Origin of the sequence: Streptosporangium subroseum (genome assembly GCF_900188345.1) — a bacterium.
Lineage (GTDB): Bacteria > Actinomycetota > Actinomycetes > Streptosporangiales > Streptosporangiaceae > Streptosporangium > Streptosporangium subroseum.
This window is the reverse complement of the sequence record NZ_FZOD01000001.1, coordinates 1-14,824: the sequence shown is the minus strand read 5'-3', so window position 1 is coordinate 14,824 and position 14,824 is coordinate 1. Positions and strand designations below refer to the sequence as shown.

Sequence of the window (14,824 nt, the reverse complement as noted above, 5' to 3'; positions counted from 1 at the left end):
AACGGCTCGTACGGCGTCGTCCGGGGCGGCCCGGGTGGGAACGCAGAAAGGCCGCGGCGACCCGTCCGGGTCCCCGCGGCCGATCGGAGCGGCGTCAGCCGTACAGGGCGTCGATGTCCTTGGCGAAGTCGCGCATCACGATGTTGCGCTTGACCTTGAGGGTCGGGGTCACGTGCCCGCTCTCCTCGGTGATGTCGACGTCGAGCACCGTGAACTTCTTGATCTGCTCGGCCTTGGAGACGAACTTGTTGGCGGTGTCCACCGCCTTCTGCACCTCGGCGAGGACGGCCGGGTCGGTGCTGAGCTCGGCGAGGGTGGCCCCCGCCTTGCCGTTGGCCGCCTTCCACTGCTCCAGTGCCTCGGGGTCCAGCGTGACGAGCGCCGCGACGAACGGTCTGTCGTCGCCGACCACCAGCGCCTGGCTGACCAGCGGGTGAGCGCGGATGTGGTCCTCCATCGGGGCCGGGGCGACGTTCTTGCCCGCGGCGGTGACGATGATCTCCTTCTTGCGGCCGGTGATGCGCAGGTAGCCGTCTTTGTCGAGCTCGCCGACGTCGCCGGTGTGGAACCAGCCGTCCGTGTCGATCGCCTCGGCGGTGGCCTCGGCGTTGTTCCAGTAGCCGTCGAAGAGGTGACGGCCCTTGACCAGCACCTCGCCGTCCTCGCCGATGCCGATCGTGACACCGGGGAACGGCTTGCCGACGGTGCCGATTTTGTTGGCCCCCGGCAGGTTGACCGTGGACGGCGCGGAGGTCTCGGTCAGGCCCCAGCCCTCGAAGACCTCGATGCCGACGCCGCGGAAGAAGTGGCCGAGCCGCTCGCCCAGGGCGGAGCCGCCGGACACCGCGACCGACAGTCGGCCGCCGGTGGCGGCGCGGAGCTTGCCGTACACCAGCTTGTCGAACGCGGCGTGCTTGAGCTTGAGGCCGAGCCCGGGGCCGCCCGCCGACCGCGCCCGGCTCCAGGCGACGGCGGTGTCGGCGGCGGCGTGGAAGATCTTGCCCTTGCCGTCGGCGGTGGCCTTCTGCTCGGCGCCGTTGTAGACCTTCTCGAACACCCGGGGCACGCCCAGCAGGAACGTGGGCCTGAAGCCCTGCAGGTCGGGGCCGACGTTCTTCATGTTCGGCGTGTGCGCGAGGATCGTGCCGGTCTCGACCAGCACGACCTCGATGATGCGGGCGAAGGAGTGCGCGAGCGGCAGGAACAGCAGCGCGGCCCGGCCCTCCTCGGTGAAGAGCGACTCCAGGGGACCCTGCGCCACGTTTCTGGCGGTGAACAGCAGGTTGTCGTGGGTCAGGCGGCAGCCCTTGGGCCTGCCGGTGGTGCCCGAGGTGTAGACGATGGTCGCCAGGTCCGTGCCGCCGCGAGCGGTCCTGCGCTCGGCCAGCGTCTCGTCGGACACTCCGGAACCGCTCGCGGTCAGCTCGTCCAGGGCGCCGCCCTCGATGCGCCAGACGTTCTTGAGCTCCGGCAGTTCGGACACGCTCTCGCGCACGGTCTCCTCGTGCGACTCCAGCTCCACGAACACGGCCTTCGCGCCGCTGTCGGAGATGATCCACTTGACCTGGTCCGCGGAGGAGGTCTCGTAGATCGGCACGCCGACGGCGCCGGCGGACCAGATCGCATAGTCGATCACGGTCCACTCGTAGCGGGTGCGCGACATCAGGGCCACCCGGTCGCCCGGTTCGAGACCGGCCGCGATCAGCCCCTTGGCCACCCCGGCGACCTGGTCGCGGAACTCCTTCGCGGTGACGGCGGTCCAGTCGTCGCCGGTCTTGCGACGCAGGGCGACGACGCCCGGCTCCTCGTCGGCGCGTTGGAACACCGTGTCGGTCATGGTGGCGGAGAGAGGGACATCCACCAGCACGGGGACGCTGTACTCGCGCACGGATCACTCCTGAAGACGCACGGATCGATGGGCTGCCTGGAAGCTATCGCGATAAGTTACGTGCAGGTAGATCCGTCACCCAGGTGTTACGAGGACAATTCCACCGTACCAAGCCGCCAGGTGAGGCCGCAGGACGACGCACTCACCGCTCCCGTCGCATTTGGGCTGCCTGCTCGTGCCCCGACCGGTAGATAGTTAGGATATCCGGCATGCGGGTTCATGTCGTCAGTGATGTGCACGGAAGGGCCGACGCTCTGGCTCGTGCGGGCGACGGTGCCGACGCACTCGTCTGCCTGGGCGACCTGATCCTGTTCGTCGACTACGACGACTACTCCCAGGGCATCTTTCCCGAGCTGTTCGGGGTGGAGAGGACGGCGGAGTTCATCGCGCTGCGCACGGCCAAGCGGTTCGACGAGGCGCGGACGATGTCCGCCGCCCTCTGGGCGTCGCTGGACGGCGATCCGCGCGAGCACATCGAACGCTCCGTCCGGCGGCAGTACGGCGAGATCTTCGCCGCGATGCCCACCCCCGCCTACATCACCCACGGCAACGTGGACCTTCCCCGCTACTGGCCCGAGTACGTCAGGCAGGGTCACCACGTGCTCGACGGGGAGACGGTGGAGATCGGCGGGCTCCGGTTCGGCTTCGTCGGGGGCGGTCTGCGCACGCAGTACCGGACGCCGAACGAGATCGACGACGAGGAGTTCGCCCGCAAGGTCGAGGCCGTGGGCAAGGTGGACGTGCTCTGCTGCCACATCCCGCCGGCCGTCCCCGAGCTGCTCTACGACGTGGTCGCCCGGCGTTTCGAGCGGGGGAGCGAGGCCACGCTGGAGGCGATCAGGCGGACTCAGCCGCGCTACGCCCTGTTCGGGCACGTGCACCAGCCGCTCGCCAGCCGTACCCGCATCGGCAAGACCGAATGTCTCAACGTGGGGCATTTCCGCAACAGGGGAGTCCCCTTCGTGCTCGAGTGGTGAGCCGGAGACGAGACCGGTGCGTCAGAGGTTCGCGAGGAAACGACGAACCAGTACGGTAAGCCCATGGCTGATCGCACCACCTCAAGCATCACGATCGGCGCGGGCCGATCGACCATCATGACGGTGATCGCCGACTTCGGCTCCTACCCGGAGTGGGCGGGTCAGGTGAAGTCCGCGCGACTCCTCTCCACGGGGGAGGACGGCCGCCCCGAGACGGTCAGGTTCGTCCTGGACGCGGGCGTGATCAGCGACGAATACACCCTCGGCTACACCTGGCACGACGAGGACTCCGTCGACTGGAGCATCGTCGAGGCGGGAAAGATGGTTTCGAAGCTCACCGGAAGTTATCGCCTGGCCGACGTGGGCAGCGGTACCGAGGTGACGTACGAGCTCGCCGTCGATCTCAAGGTCCCGATGATCGGCATGATCAAGCGGAAGGCGGAGAAGGTCATCGTCGACACCGCCCTGAAGGGACTGAAGAAGCGCGTCGAAACCTCATGAGAGAGCAGGGCGGGCGAGCCCGAACCCTCACAGCCTCCCCGGCACACGGTCCGGCGGCGAGGGCGTGCCCCCAGCCGCCTCCCCGGGGGGTCGCGTGAGCAGGGTTCTGCTGTTCACGGGCAAGGGCGGCGTGGGCAAGACGACCGCCGCGGCGGCCACGGCCACCCTCGCGGCCAGGTCAGGGTTCAAGACGCTGGTGGTCTCCACCGACACCGCGCACTCACTGGCCGACGCGCTCGGCGTGAGCGTCGCCGACGAGCCCACCGAGGTCGCGCCCGGTCTCTACCTCTACCAGGTGGACACTCAGAAGGCGCTGGAGCGCCAGTGGGGCGAGCTGCGCGACTACGCCAGGGACGTCTTCGCGGAGCTGGGCCTGGACGAGATCACGGCCGAGGAGATCACGGTGCTGCCCGGCGCCGAGGAGATCATCGCCCTGCTGGAGCTCCGGGAGCAGGCCCTCACCGGGCGCTGGGAAGTGATCGTCATCGACTGCGCTCCCACGGCTGAGACGCTCCGCCTCCTCGCGCTGCCCGAGGCCCTCGACTGGCACATGAACCGGCTGCTGCCGGTCGGCAGGCGGCTCCTCCGTGCCCTCTCGCCGCTGGTCCGCCGGTTGGCGCAGGTCAGCATGCCGGGAGATCACGTGGTCGGCGCGGGGGAGCGGCTCCATCGGAGCCTGCTGGAGGTGCGCGAGCTTCTCACCGGGCCCGGCACGAGCGTCCGGCTGGTGCTCACCCCCGAGGCCGTCGTGCTGGCCGAGGCCCGCCGTACGCTCACCTCTCTCAGCCTGTACGGCTACCGCGTCGACGCGGTGATCGCCAACCGGGTCTTCCCCGCCGAGGGCGCCGACCCGTGGCGGCAGAGATGGGTGGAGGCCCAGTCCAGGCACCTGGCCGAGGTGGAGCAGTCCTTCGCCCCGCTGCCCATCCACATCGTGCCCTACCTGGACGCCGAGCCCGTCGGTCCCGACGCCCTCGCCCGGGTCGCCGAGGTCATGTACGGAGACGCCGACCCCTTCGCCCCGCCCACCGTGGACCCGCCGCTGCGGATCACCGCCGAGGGCGAGCTGATCCTGTCCCTGCCGCTCGCGGGGAAGGGAGAGGTGGATCTTTCACGCAAGGGCGACGAGCTGATCATCAACGTGGGCTCCTACCGCCGGGTCCTCGCCCTGCCGGCCGCCCTGGCCCGCAGGTCCGTAAGGGAAGCCGCGCTCCGAGACGGGTTTCTCCGGGTACGGTTCGAGTCGGGAGGGCCTGATGACAGAGAACACGAATGACGCCCAGAAGGACCAGAAAGCCACGCACGCCGAGCCGGCGCAGAAGGCGGAGAGCACCGAGACCGCGGGCGGGACCCAGCGGTCCGAGCCGGCTGAGCGGGCGGAATCGACCGACCGCGCCGAGCGCGCCGAGCCGACCGAACGCGCCGAGCGCGCTGAGCCGACCGAGCGGCCGGGGCGAGACGAGCGGACTGAGCGGGCCGAGCGGTCCGGACGAGACGAACGCGCCGAGCGGTCCGAGCGGACAGAGCGGCCCGGACGCGATGAGCGGTCCGAGTGGGCCGGGCGTGACGAGCGGGCCGGACGGACCCGGAGTGAGCGGACCGGCAGCGACCGGGATCCGCTGAGCGCCGCGACCGAAGAGGCGTTCAAGCTTTTCGAGACGCTCCAGCAGAAAGCCGCCAGGGAACTGCGCAAGAATCTGATCAAGGGCACCATGAGCGGATTCGGCAGCGCGTTCTCCGGCGGTGGACGGGGCAAAAGCCAGGACGTGTGGGAGGAAGCGATCTCCGAACACGACGAATACATCTGCCGGGCCTGTCCTGTCTGCCGCGCGATGGCCGCGCAGCGCGAGTCGGGCGGCGCGGTCACCGATCACCTCATGCAGGCCGGTACCGAGCTGTTCGCCGCGTTCAAGTCGGCCGTCGACGGGCTGAACAAGCCCTCGTCCGCACAGCGGGCGCGGGAGCGCGGACAGGAAGAAACTCCCGTGGAGCACATCGACCTGGGGTGAGCCCAGGGGGAGAGGGTGGATGCACAATGGCGCTGACCATCGGCGTTGACATCGGCGGTACCAAGGTCGCGGCGGGAGTTGTGGACGAGGACGGCAACATCGTCGAGCATCTTCTGCGGCCCACTCCGGCGGAGAACCCGGAGCAGGTCGCCCACACGATCGGCGACGTGGTCCTGGAGCTCGGGAAGGGCAGGGAGATCGAGGCCGTGGGCCTCGGCGCCGCCGGGTTCGTCGACGAGACCCGCGCCATCGTGCGCTTCGCCCCCAACCTCGCCTGGCGCGAGGAACCGCTGCAGAAGAAGGTGTCCGACCTCGTCGGCCTGCCCGTCGTGGTGGAGAACGACGCCAACGCGATGGCGTGGGGCGAGGCCAGGTTCGGCGCGGGGCGGGGCGAGACCCACGTGGTGTGCGTGACCGTCGGCACGGGCATCGGCGGCGGCATCGTGCTCGACGGCTCCCTCTACCGAGGGCGCTGGGGCATGGGCGCCGAGCTCGGCCACATGCAGGTGGTCCCCGAGGGGCGTCTGTGCGGGTGCGGCAACCTGGGCTGCTGGGAGCAGTACGCCAGCGGCAGCGCCCTGGTGATCGACGCCAGGGAGAGCGCGGAAGCCAACCCCGAACAGGCCGCCCAGCTGCTGAAGATCGCCGGTGGTACGCCCGACCTCATCGAGGGTCCCGAGGTCACGGAAGCCGCCAGGCAGGGAGACCCGGCGGCACTGGCCGCGTTCGCCTCCATCGCCCAGTGGCTCGGCCGGGGCCTGGCAGACCTCGCCGCGATCCTCGATCCGGGCTGCTTCATCCTCGGCGGCGGCGTCTCCCGTGCCGCGGACCTCTGGCTCGATCAGACCCGTGAGTCCTTCGCCGCTCATCTGACCGGCCGGGGGCATCGTCCCCTGGCCGAGATCCGCCTCGCCGAGCTTGGCGCGTCGGCGGGTCTGGTCGGTGCCGCGGACCTCGCCCGGAGACGCTGATCCCGGATCTCACCCCGAAGGCGCTGATCAAAGACTTTTTTGCTCCCGGCACCCCGAAGTTTGCCGCGTCCGACCTGCTCATATGCGATTTATGCGTAGATGGTGGCATGTCGCACACTGTGCGGTTACGATCGCGCCACGCTTCGTCAAATGAGGTGTCCATGGTGCTCAGAGTCGCCAGTTACAACGTGCGTTCGATGCGAGACGACGTCGCCGCGCTGGGGCGGGTGATCACCGGGCTCCGTGCCGACGTGCTCTGCGTGCAGGAGGCGCCCCGGTTCCTGTGCTGGCGCCGTAAGCGCGGGCGGCTGGCGGCGTCCGGAGGGCTGACCGTCGCGGCGGGCCGTCGCGCCGGCGGGGTCGCCGTGCTGGTCGGCCCGGGGGTGAGGCTCCTGAGCGGTGAGGGCCACCTGCTGAAGTGCTTCTTCGGCCTGGAGCGGCGCGCGATCGCGATCGCCGTGGTGGAGACGGACGGGCAGCGGGTGGCCGTCGGCTCCATCCACCTGGATCTTGACGAGACCGCCCGGCTGCACCACGCGCGCGAGGCGGTGGCGCTGCTGCAGGCCGCCGCCGATCGGTTCGACGCGCTGCCCGTGCTCGCCGGGGACATCAACGAGCAGTCCGACCAGCCGACCTGGCAGCACCTCGCCGAGCGGTTGACCGACTGCTACCCGGTCTCGCCGCGGGGCGACGGCTTCACCTTCCCGGCCAGGGGCCCGCACAAGCGCATCGATGCGATCTTCGCGGTGGCGGGCTTCTCGGTGGTCTCCTGCGGCGGGATCGACGCCGACCCCGCCGACCTGGTGGCGGCCACCGATCACCTGCCGGTGGTCGCCGAGCTGAGTCACCCGCATCCCGGGATCGGCGACCGCCTGGAACAGGTCCACCAGGAGACCGTCGAGCGAGCCGCCAGGACCGGCCGGCTCGGTCGGGCCGGCCGGTCCTGGAGGCCCGGGAAGATCGTGGATTTTACGGCAGTCGGCAGGTCACCGCGTCGGATCACCCCGGCCGGTTGAGGTCAACCGAGGGGAGCGGTACATGGGGGCGAGAGCGCCCCGTACCATTTGTGGCATGACCCGTCGCCTTCCGCGGCGTGCGCTGGCGCTCTGCGCGGGAGGCCTGCTCCTGTTGTCCTCGCACACGGCCACCGCTCACGCCGATCCTGTCAGTCCGTCCACGCTGGAAGCATGGCAGGCTCCGGTCAGCGCGGGGCTGAGCAGGGACGGATCGCTGTCCGACGTGGCGGGGATCTCGGCCGGCAGCGTCTGGGCGGTGGGCCAGCAGAGCGTCTGGGACATCTGGCAGAGCCGTGGCGCGATCACCCACTGGGACGGCACGAGCTGGACCGAGGTCGGCATCCGCAACGATCCCACCGGTGCGGGGCTCCTGCGTTCGATCGCGGCGGCCTCGCCGACCGAGCTGTGGGCCGTCGGCGAAGGTCATGACGGTCTGCCGTACCTCGCGAGAGGGGACGGCACGTCCTTCGACAGGATCACCATCGACAGGCTGCACGTGGGCGACTGGCTGGGCGGGGTGGCGGCCACCACGGGCCGGATGGCCGCCGTCGGCAGTCGCGACAAGCAACCACTGATCATGACCGGGACCGGCGGGAAGTGGAAGTTCACCCAGCTTCCTGAGCGGGGCACGCTGTACGGCGTGGCACTGTCGGGCAAGAGCGACGGATGGGCGGTGGGTGACTCCGCCGGTAAACCGTTGATCATGAGGCAGTCCGGTTCGCGCTGGAAGACCTTCCATATCCCGGACATCCCCGGCGGCTACCTGCGTGACGTCTACTTCGACAGCCCGAAGCGGGCGCTGGCGGTCGGCGGCGTCTCGCAGGGAGCAGACAGGATCATCCCGCTGATCCTGTCCTGGAACGGCAAGAAATGGTCCCGGGTGGCTCCCGGTGGCGGGGACGTGCGCCTGTACGGCGTGACCGGCGACCGTAAGGGCCACTTCTGGATCTCGGGAGTGGACCTGGAGCAGCCGGAGGAGGCGTTTGTGCTCAGCTACGACGGCCACAGGGTCGAGACGTTGCGCGGTCCCGAAGCGCCCGCCTCCCGCACCATCAGGCTCCAGTCCCTGGCCTACCTGCCCGGCACCGGCACCGTGTGGACCGTGGGCCACGTGGTGGACGCGGCCGGCCGATACACCGACGTGATCGAGCGGTTCGGCACGCCGGAGCGGGCCAAGCCCTAGCCGCGCCTCGGTCGCGGGAGGCCCGCGACCGTCGGACGCCCGCCGGGCGTGGCCGTCAGGCGGCCACGCCCGTCAGATGACCGCGCCGTCGTCCCAGCCGGAGTCACTGGGCGGACCGTCGCCCATCCTCACCACCAGCGCCACAAAACCGCCGATGAACGCGGCGACGGCGGTGAACAGCATCCAGCCCTGCAGGTGCCAGTTCAACGCGGCGCTGAGCAACAGGTAGGCGGGACCACCGAACAGGGCCAGCCACGCGATTTTGGTGGTGGCGTCCGTTTTGGGCAGCGGGGGTGGCTGCGGGGGGACGTAGTGGCCCTCGTCGTCGGCCTGTTCCGAATCCGGGTCCAGGTCGGTTTTGGGGTCGGCGAGGTCGTCCTCCATCAGGAGGTGCTCTTCATCGTCCGGCTGTTTGATCACTCGTCGTGGAGGTTCGGAGGGCAGGTTCTCGCTGTCCGGCCACGGCTGATCAGCCGAGTCGCGCTCGGCCGTGTCGTTGAAGGACGCGACGATCTGACGCCAGACCTCGTCCTCATCGCTTTGAGGTGTCACTTAGCTGGGCTCGTTATCCATCGGCCGGTCACTTTCTCCCGGAGACCGCGCTTCCCCCGCTCGCGCTCAGTCTCTCTGCAAGGGTACCGAGGCGTTCGTCCGGATGAACTCCAGGCTCCCCGCGAAGATCCACTCCGCGTCGTTGTCAAGCGTCGCGACGTGGTAGCTGTCGGTGAGCTCCACCACATTCAGATTCCCCCCGGTCAGCTTCTCACGCAGAATACGCAAACTGGTCGATTTCACCACATGATCCTGTGGACTATGGAAAACCAAAACGGGTTGGGTTATCTTCCCGAGTTCCGACTGGGTCAGCGACCAGAGTCGCGGGAGGGAGGCCGCGGCCTTGAGCGGGGTGCGCGTGTAGGCGAGTTCGGTCACCCCCTCCTTCTTGACGTCCCCGCCGACGCCCGGCACCGACGGGACCACCAGCCCGAGCAGCGGCGCCAGCCTGAGCAGCGGCACGTCGTTGACCACGGACGGGTTGACGAGCACCAGCCCCTTGATCCCGTCGCCGTTGACCTCGGTCAGCCGCAGGGCCATGCAGCCCCCCAGCGACAGCCCCATGATGAAGACCTCGGAACAGCGGCCGCGCAGATCCGCCAGGGTCTTGTCCAGCTCGGCGTACCAGTCTTCCCAGCGGGTGCGATTCATCTCCTGCCAGGTGGTTCCATGGCCGGGCAGCCGGGGTAGTGCCACCGTCATGCCCGCCTCCGCCAGGTATTCACCCCAGGGACGCAGCGACTGCGGAGACCCGGTGAACCCATGACAGAGCAGAACGCCGATTTGGCCTCCCGCATGGTGGTACGGCTCCGCACCGGGCATGACTGGCATCGCGGCTCCTTTGGTTCGCCCGATCGTCGCACGAGTGGGCGGTATTTTGCGAGAGGTGTATTTGAGTGGTTTGAGGGTGTAGGTGGTCGGGGTCCGAAGTGGGAGGATAATTCCAGGTCCTCGCCTGTCAATCGAAGGAGCATCGAGTGTTCTACTGGGTGGTGAAGGCCATCCTCGGGCCCTTCCTCCATCTCATTTTCCGCCCGTGGGCGGAGGGGGTGGAGAACGTCCCGAAGGACGGGCCGGTAATCCTGGCCGGTAACCACCTGTCGTTCGCCGACCATTTCTTCGGAGCGCTCTTCCTGCGGCGCAAGGTGATCTCCCTCGGCAAGTCCGACTATTTCACGGGCCGGGGCATCAAGGGCCTGCTCAGCAAGGCGTTCTTCAGCGGAGTCGGCACCGTTCCCATCGACCGGTCCGGAGGGAAGGCCAGCGAGGCGGCACTCCGTACGGGCAAGCGCATCCTGAACGAGAACCAGGTGCTCGCCATCTATCCCGAGGGCACCCGCTCTCCCGACGGCCGCCTCTACAAGGGCAAGACCGGCGTGGCCCGGCTGGCGCTGGAGTCCCGCGTGCGGGTGATTCCGTGGGCGATGGTCAACACCTTCGAGATGATGCCCCCCGGCCACGCCCTCCCCAAGCTGGGCATCCGTCCCGGGGTGAAGTTCGGCAAGCCGCTGGACTTCTCCCGCTACTACGGGATGGAGGAGGACCGGCTCGTCCTGCGCGCCGTCACCGACGAGATCATGTATGCGCTGATGGAGCTCTCCGGCCAGGAGTACGTCGACAAATACGCCGCGAGCGCCAAGGTCGAGGCGGCCCGCGCCGCCAAGGAAGCCGTCAAGCGCCCTCTCCCCTAGCGCCTTCGATCTCCCGTGGTCGTCTGAGGGTTTCCGGCATTTCGGGCCGGTGCGTCCGTGCCTGTACGGAGTACATGCTGTCGCACCGGCCTGCGGAGACGCGGCAGGCCGGTGGCGGAGACGCCCGCCGGATGGCCCCCGTGGGGCGCCGTTTCCTGACGGATGTATCCGGCACCGAGGGGCTCATCTGTCAGGAGCCGGCGCCGGGGGGCTTCTGCCGGGAACCGGCGCCGAAGGGCTCATCCGAAGAGCGCCTGGGCGAGCGCGAGGCCGACGAACACCGCCCCCAGACCGGCGACGATCGAGGCGATGACGTTGGCGGCGGCGAAGAACCTCGCGCCGGTCTCGGCCAGCCGCAGCGTCTCGTACGAGAACGTCGAGTAGGTGGTCAGCGCCCCGCAGAAGCCGGTGCCCAGGAGTAGCTGCACGCCGCTGCCCGCCGCCCCGGACAGCGCCGCCCCGGTCAGGACGCCCAGGATCAGCGAGCCCACCACGTTGACGGCGAAGGTGCCCCAGGGGAAGACCGTGTCGTGACGGGCCTGCACGGCCCGGTCGGTCAGATAGCGCAACGGCGCGCCGACGGCGCCGCCGATCAGCACCAGCAGCCAGTTCACCGGGCCTGCCCGCCGCGGTGGTGAACGACCTCGACCTCGTCCAGGATGGCCAGACCTTCGATGAGGAGGTCGTCCAGCCGGGGCAGGAAGGCGCGGATCTTCTCCTCGGTATCGATGATCATGATGGCTACCGGCAGGTCGTCGGTCATCGACAGCAGCCGGGTGGTGTGCACGACCTGGGTGGCGCCGAAGCCCTCCATGCCGCGGAAGACCGACGCCCCGGCCAGCCCGGCGGCGTGGGCGCGGTGCACGATCTCGGTGTACATGGGGCGGTGATGCCAGGTGTCGGTGTCGTCGACGAAGACTGTCAGCCGCAGGGCCCGTCCGGACAGGATCATCGTGTTCTCCTTGCCGTCTTCCGTGCCAGGAGCCGGCGGGTGATCCACGCGCCGGCCGTCACCGCGGCCAGGGCAGCCAGGACCGTTGCCGCCAGATAGCCGAGCGCCGTGCCGGCCCGGCCACCGGAGACCAGGCGCTCGATGTCCACGCAGTAGGTGGAGAAGGTGGTGTACCCGCCCAGCACCCCGGTGGCGAAGAACGGCCGGACCCAGGCCGGCGCCGTCCACGCCTCGGTCAGAGCCACCAGGAGGATCCCGATCAGCAGGCACCCGGAGACGTTGATGCCCAGCGTGGCCCACGGGAAGGCGACGGGAGCGGTCGGCCACAGCAGGCCGGCGCCGTAGCGGGCACCTGTGCCGATCATGCCGCCGGCGGCGACCACCGCCAGCACGCCGTAGTGCGAGCGGCGCAACTCGTGGCGCCGGCGCGCATCGGTGAGATCGACGTCGGGGTCGATGGGTTCGTCGGCCACTGTCTTGAGTCAAGCTCCTGTCCCGCCCGCTGGGACGCCTGCTCGCGGTCCTCACGGTCGATGGGGTTCGTCAGCCGCTGTCTCGAGCCTAGTGCGATCCGAACACGTGCCTCCTGGCCGCCCCCGCGTGTGTTGTTCGCCGGATTCGCCGGAGCGGACCCCGGCCGGGCCCGCTGGACTCGGGCCCGGAGGAGGTCAGCGGGTCGACTCGCGGACGATCAGCTCGGGCTGGAACATGATCTGCTGGTGGGCGTGGGAGTCCGGGTTGTCGCACTCGTCGAGCAGCAACTCGGTGGCGACCCGGCCGAGCCGGTGGGTCGGCTGCCGGATCGAGCTGAGCGAGACCGCCGAGGCGGAGGCGAAGTCGATGTCGTCGTAGCCGATGAGGGAGAGGTCCTGGGGGACCCGGACGCCCGCCTGGAGCAGCCCGCGCAGCATGCCGAGGGCCAGGAGGTCGTTGGCGCAGAACACGGCGTCCGGCAGCCGCCCCTCGGCGATCAGCTTCTCGGCCGCCTGCTGCCCGGACCGGGCGTTCATCGCGCTCATCGGGAGCTCCTCCAGCGCCTCCCGGGGGTCGTGGCCCGCCGCGGTCAGCGCCCGTTCGGCGCCGATCAGGCGGTCGGCGCACTGGCGGATCGTGAGGGGGCCGGTGACGTAGGTGATCCGGTCGGCTCCGGCGGCCAGCAGATGGGAGACCGCCAGGGAACCGCCGGTGACGTCGTTGACCGCCACCGAGCACTGGTCGGCCCGCGTCGCCGGATGGTCCACCAGGACCACGTTGATGCCGCGGTCCTTGAGCTGGTCGACCTTGGCGAGGTCCGCCCCCGCCGGGGTGATGAGCACCCCGCGGACCCGCTGTTCGGCGAAGACCAGGAGGTTGCGCTCCTCCTTGAGCCGGTCGCCCGAGGAGTTGCCCAGGATCACCGCGTATCCGCGCTCGCTGGCCGCCTCCTCTACACCCGCCGCCACGTCGGTGAAGAACGGGTTGCCGATGTCGATGACCGACAGGCCGACCGTGCGGCTGTGCCCGGCCCGCAGGCTGGAGGCCGAGCCGTGCCGGACGAACCCCAGGTCGCGGACGGCCTCCTCGACGCGGATGCGGGTTGATTCGGCGACCTTCTCCGGGCGGTTGAGCACGTTGGACACCGTGCCGGGGGAGACTCCGGCCCGCGCCGCTACTTCCTTGATGCTCACCGAACTCATGAGCACAGATTAAAACGTAACAACCGCTTGGACGCCAGTAAGGTGCCGAAACTTCCGGCTCGCCGGGTCCAGCCTCCGCATTCAGGCCTAAAACGTTTTGATCACGGAGGCATTCGAGGGCGTGCGACGATCACGGTCACCGGTGGTCATTCGGCGAGCGGCCTCCTGATGGGCGAAGGCGCCCGGCCGTGATCCGTGGACCATCGGGTAACCCGTGTCGCCGTCGCGGCGGGCCTGCCAGCGTCATTCGCGTCAATGGGAGGGTTTCCGGCGGTCTCCGGCGGAACCGTTCGGCGAATGAGGCCTTGGACGGCCGGTGGAGGAACGTTTTAATCCCCGGTAAAGCCGATATGGCGGGCGGGCCGCTCACCCTTCATTCGAAGCGCTTCGACGCGGAAAGAAGAAATGTCGCCGCGGCCGGCCGGCGTCCCGGCACGGGAGGGCTCTCCACGTTCCGTACGGTGGGCGCCGCGGCCTCCGCCGACCGGTACGGCACCGCGCTGCCGGCCGGGGCGACGGCGGTCGCGGTGATCGTCTCTCAGACGTTCCCCATCGTCGCCCCGTCGGCGCTCGGGCAGCTGGTTCTCGCCGCCGTCGCCGTCGCCGCCCGGGTCGTTACGGGTAAAAACGTATCAATCTCGTAACCCCGTTCGGAGGCGTTGACAGTGCCATGCCTCCCGCGTAGCTTCATAATCGGCTCTTAAAACGTTTTATATGTAGTTCGTGTGCGGCCTGGATTAGGGATTTTTATGATCAAGGACTTGCTGCGGCGGCAGCACATCGAGACCCCGTCATGGGCGTTCGGCAACTCCGGCACCCGATTCAAGGTCTTCACCCAGCCCGGAGTGCCCCGCGACCCCTTTGAGAAGCTGGCCGACGCCGCGCAGGTACACCGCTTCACCGGGGTGGCCCCCACCGTGGCGCTGCACATCCCGTGGGATCGGGTGGCCGACTACCCCGCGCTGGCGGCGCGGGCGGCGGAGCTGGGGGTGGGAATCGGGGCGATCAACTCCAACGTGTTCCAAGACGACGCCTACATGCTGGGCAGCGTGACCAACCCGGATCCGCGGGTGCGGGCCCGGGCGATCGATCATCTGCTGGAGTGCGTGGACATCATGGACGCCACCGGCTCATCAACGTTGAAGCTGTGGTTTTCCGATGGCACCAACTATCCGGGGCAAGACGACATCCGCTCCCGGCAGGATCGGCTGGCGACGGCGCTGGAGCGGGTGTATGCCCGGCTGGGGGAGCATCAGCGGTTTTTGCTGGAGTACAAGTTGTTTGAGCCGGCGTTTTATGTCAGTGATGTGCCGGACTGGGGGACGGCGTATGCGCATTGCCTGCGGTTGGGGGAGCGGGCGCAGGTGGTGGTGGATACCGGGCATCATGCGCCGGGGGTGAATATCGA

General features: G+C 69.1%; 16 protein-coding genes and 1 pseudogene. 10 read left to right on the top strand and 7 right to left on the bottom strand.

Features of this window, described 5'->3' with window-relative positions:
* Positions 1-94: 94 nt before the first annotated feature.
* Entirely contained in the window at positions 95-1,888 is a 1,794-nt protein-coding gene (locus CHC08_RS00085; RefSeq protein ID WP_089205045.1) for an AMP-dependent synthetase/ligase, read from the bottom strand.
* A gap of 209 nt (positions 1,889-2,097) precedes the next feature.
* Between CHC08_RS00085 and CHC08_RS00080 the strand changes: the two genes are divergently transcribed.
* The 7 genes from CHC08_RS00080 (at position 2,098) to CHC08_RS00050 (ending at position 8,545) form a co-directional block, all read left to right on the top strand.
* Positions 2,098-2,865, top strand: coding sequence for a metallophosphoesterase family protein (locus tag CHC08_RS00080; RefSeq protein WP_089205044.1), 768 nt, complete (start codon positions 2,098-2,100; stop codon positions 2,863-2,865).
* A gap of 63 nt (positions 2,866-2,928) precedes the next feature.
* A complete protein-coding gene (locus CHC08_RS00075) occupies positions 2,929-3,366 on the top strand; it encodes an SRPBCC family protein (protein ID WP_089205043.1) in 438 nt (145 codons plus the stop codon).
* Between the two features lie 94 nt (positions 3,367-3,460).
* Entirely contained in the window at positions 3,461-4,642 is a 1,182-nt protein-coding gene (locus tag CHC08_RS00070) for an ArsA family ATPase (protein WP_089205042.1), read from the top strand.
* Positions 4,623-5,375, top strand: a complete 753-nt coding sequence (locus tag CHC08_RS00065) for a hypothetical protein (RefSeq protein WP_089205041.1) — start codon at positions 4,623-4,625, stop codon at positions 5,373-5,375. Before CHC08_RS00070 ends, CHC08_RS00065 begins: the two co-directional genes overlap by 20 nt.
* A 26-nt stretch (positions 5,376-5,401) precedes the next feature.
* On the top strand, positions 5,402-6,346 hold the full coding sequence (locus tag CHC08_RS00060; RefSeq protein WP_089205040.1) for an ROK family glucokinase: 945 nt from the start codon (positions 5,402-5,404) through the stop codon (positions 6,344-6,346).
* A 161-nt stretch (positions 6,347-6,507) separates the two neighbouring features.
* Positions 6,508-7,362 (top strand): endonuclease/exonuclease/phosphatase family protein, encoded by an 855-nt coding sequence (locus tag CHC08_RS00055; RefSeq protein WP_179281809.1) that lies wholly within the window; start codon positions 6,508-6,510, stop codon positions 7,360-7,362.
* A gap of 55 nt (positions 7,363-7,417) precedes the next feature.
* Positions 7,418-8,545 carry a hypothetical protein gene (locus tag CHC08_RS00050; protein ID WP_089205039.1) on the top strand — a complete coding sequence of 376 codons (1,128 nt, stop codon included), beginning with the start codon at positions 7,418-7,420 and terminating at the stop codon, positions 8,543-8,545.
* A 72-nt stretch (positions 8,546-8,617) separates the two neighbouring features.
* Here the strand turns inward: CHC08_RS00050 and CHC08_RS00045 are convergent, their stop codons facing one another.
* A complete protein-coding gene (locus CHC08_RS00045) occupies positions 8,618-9,097 on the bottom strand; it encodes a hypothetical protein (RefSeq protein WP_089205038.1) in 480 nt (159 codons plus the stop codon).
* Between the two features lie 66 nt (positions 9,098-9,163).
* Positions 9,164-9,928: an alpha/beta hydrolase gene (locus tag CHC08_RS00040; RefSeq protein WP_089205037.1), complete on the bottom strand. Its 765-nt coding sequence runs from the start codon at positions 9,926-9,928 to the stop codon at positions 9,164-9,166.
* A gap of 146 nt (positions 9,929-10,074) precedes the next feature.
* Here CHC08_RS00040 and CHC08_RS00035 point away from each other — a divergent pair, with 146 nt between their 5' ends.
* The gene (locus CHC08_RS00035) at positions 10,075-10,788 is read left to right on the top strand and encodes a lysophospholipid acyltransferase family protein (protein ID WP_089205036.1); all 714 of its coding nucleotides are present in this window, start codon (positions 10,075-10,077) and stop codon (positions 10,786-10,788) included.
* A 239-nt stretch (positions 10,789-11,027) separates the two neighbouring features.
* Here the strand turns inward: CHC08_RS00035 and crcB are convergent, their stop codons facing one another.
* The 4 genes from crcB to CHC08_RS00015 form a co-directional block, all read right to left on the bottom strand.
* The gene (gene crcB / locus CHC08_RS00030) at positions 11,028-11,402 is read right to left on the bottom strand and encodes a fluoride efflux transporter CrcB (protein ID WP_089205035.1); all 375 of its coding nucleotides are present in this window, start codon (positions 11,400-11,402) and stop codon (positions 11,028-11,030) included.
* Positions 11,399-11,740, bottom strand: coding sequence for a DUF190 domain-containing protein (locus CHC08_RS00025; RefSeq protein ID WP_089205034.1), 342 nt, complete (start codon positions 11,738-11,740; stop codon positions 11,399-11,401). The genes crcB and CHC08_RS00025 overlap by 4 nt, the downstream gene beginning before the upstream one ends.
* Complete coding sequence (locus tag CHC08_RS00020; protein ID WP_089205033.1) at positions 11,737-12,213, bottom strand: fluoride efflux transporter FluC; 477 nt, start codon at positions 12,211-12,213, stop codon at positions 11,737-11,739. Before CHC08_RS00020 ends, CHC08_RS00025 begins: the two co-directional genes overlap by 4 nt.
* A 195-nt stretch (positions 12,214-12,408) precedes the next feature.
* Positions 12,409-13,416 (bottom strand): LacI family DNA-binding transcriptional regulator, encoded by a 1,008-nt coding sequence (locus tag CHC08_RS00015; RefSeq protein WP_089205032.1) that lies wholly within the window; start codon positions 13,414-13,416, stop codon positions 12,409-12,411.
* A gap of 350 nt (positions 13,417-13,766) precedes the next feature.
* On the opposite strand from CHC08_RS00015, the gene CHC08_RS50490 reads away from it, so the two are divergent.
* Together CHC08_RS50490 and CHC08_RS00005 are read left to right on the top strand one after the other, a co-directional pair.
* A complete protein-coding gene (locus CHC08_RS50490; protein WP_089205031.1) occupies positions 13,767-14,060 on the top strand; it encodes a hypothetical protein in 294 nt (97 codons plus the stop codon).
* A 105-nt stretch (positions 14,061-14,165) separates the two neighbouring features.
* Positions 14,166-14,824: pseudogene (locus CHC08_RS00005) on the top strand (L-rhamnose isomerase); the annotation flags it as partial.

Bases quoted from the DNA above. Each gene is read 5' to 3' on its own strand.
- CHC08_RS00080 (WP_089205044.1), top strand. From the start codon at position 2,098: ATGCGGGTTCATGTCGTCAGTGATGTGCACGGAAGGGCCGACGCTCTG.
- CHC08_RS00075 (WP_089205043.1), top strand. From the start codon at position 2,929: ATGGCTGATCGCACCACCTCAAGCATCACGATCGGCGCGGGCCGATCG.
- CHC08_RS00065 (WP_089205041.1), top strand. From the start codon at position 4,623: ATGACAGAGAACACGAATGACGCCCAGAAGGACCAGAAAGCCACGCAC.
- CHC08_RS00060 (WP_089205040.1), top strand. From the start codon at position 5,402: ATGGCGCTGACCATCGGCGTTGACATCGGCGGTACCAAGGTCGCGGCG.
- CHC08_RS00055 (WP_179281809.1), top strand. From the start codon at position 6,508: ATGGTGCTCAGAGTCGCCAGTTACAACGTGCGTTCGATGCGAGACGAC.
- CHC08_RS00050 (WP_089205039.1), top strand. From the start codon at position 7,418: ATGACCCGTCGCCTTCCGCGGCGTGCGCTGGCGCTCTGCGCGGGAGGC.
- CHC08_RS00040 (WP_089205037.1), bottom strand. From the start codon at position 9,928: ATGCCAGTCATGCCCGGTGCGGAGCCGTACCACCATGCGGGAGGCCAA.
- CHC08_RS00025 (WP_089205034.1), bottom strand. From the start codon at position 11,740: ATGATCCTGTCCGGACGGGCCCTGCGGCTGACAGTCTTCGTCGACGAC.
- CHC08_RS00015 (WP_089205032.1), bottom strand. From the start codon at position 13,416: ATGAGTTCGGTGAGCATCAAGGAAGTAGCGGCGCGGGCCGGAGTCTCC.
- CHC08_RS50490 (WP_089205031.1), top strand. From the start codon at position 13,767: ATGGCGGGCGGGCCGCTCACCCTTCATTCGAAGCGCTTCGACGCGGAA.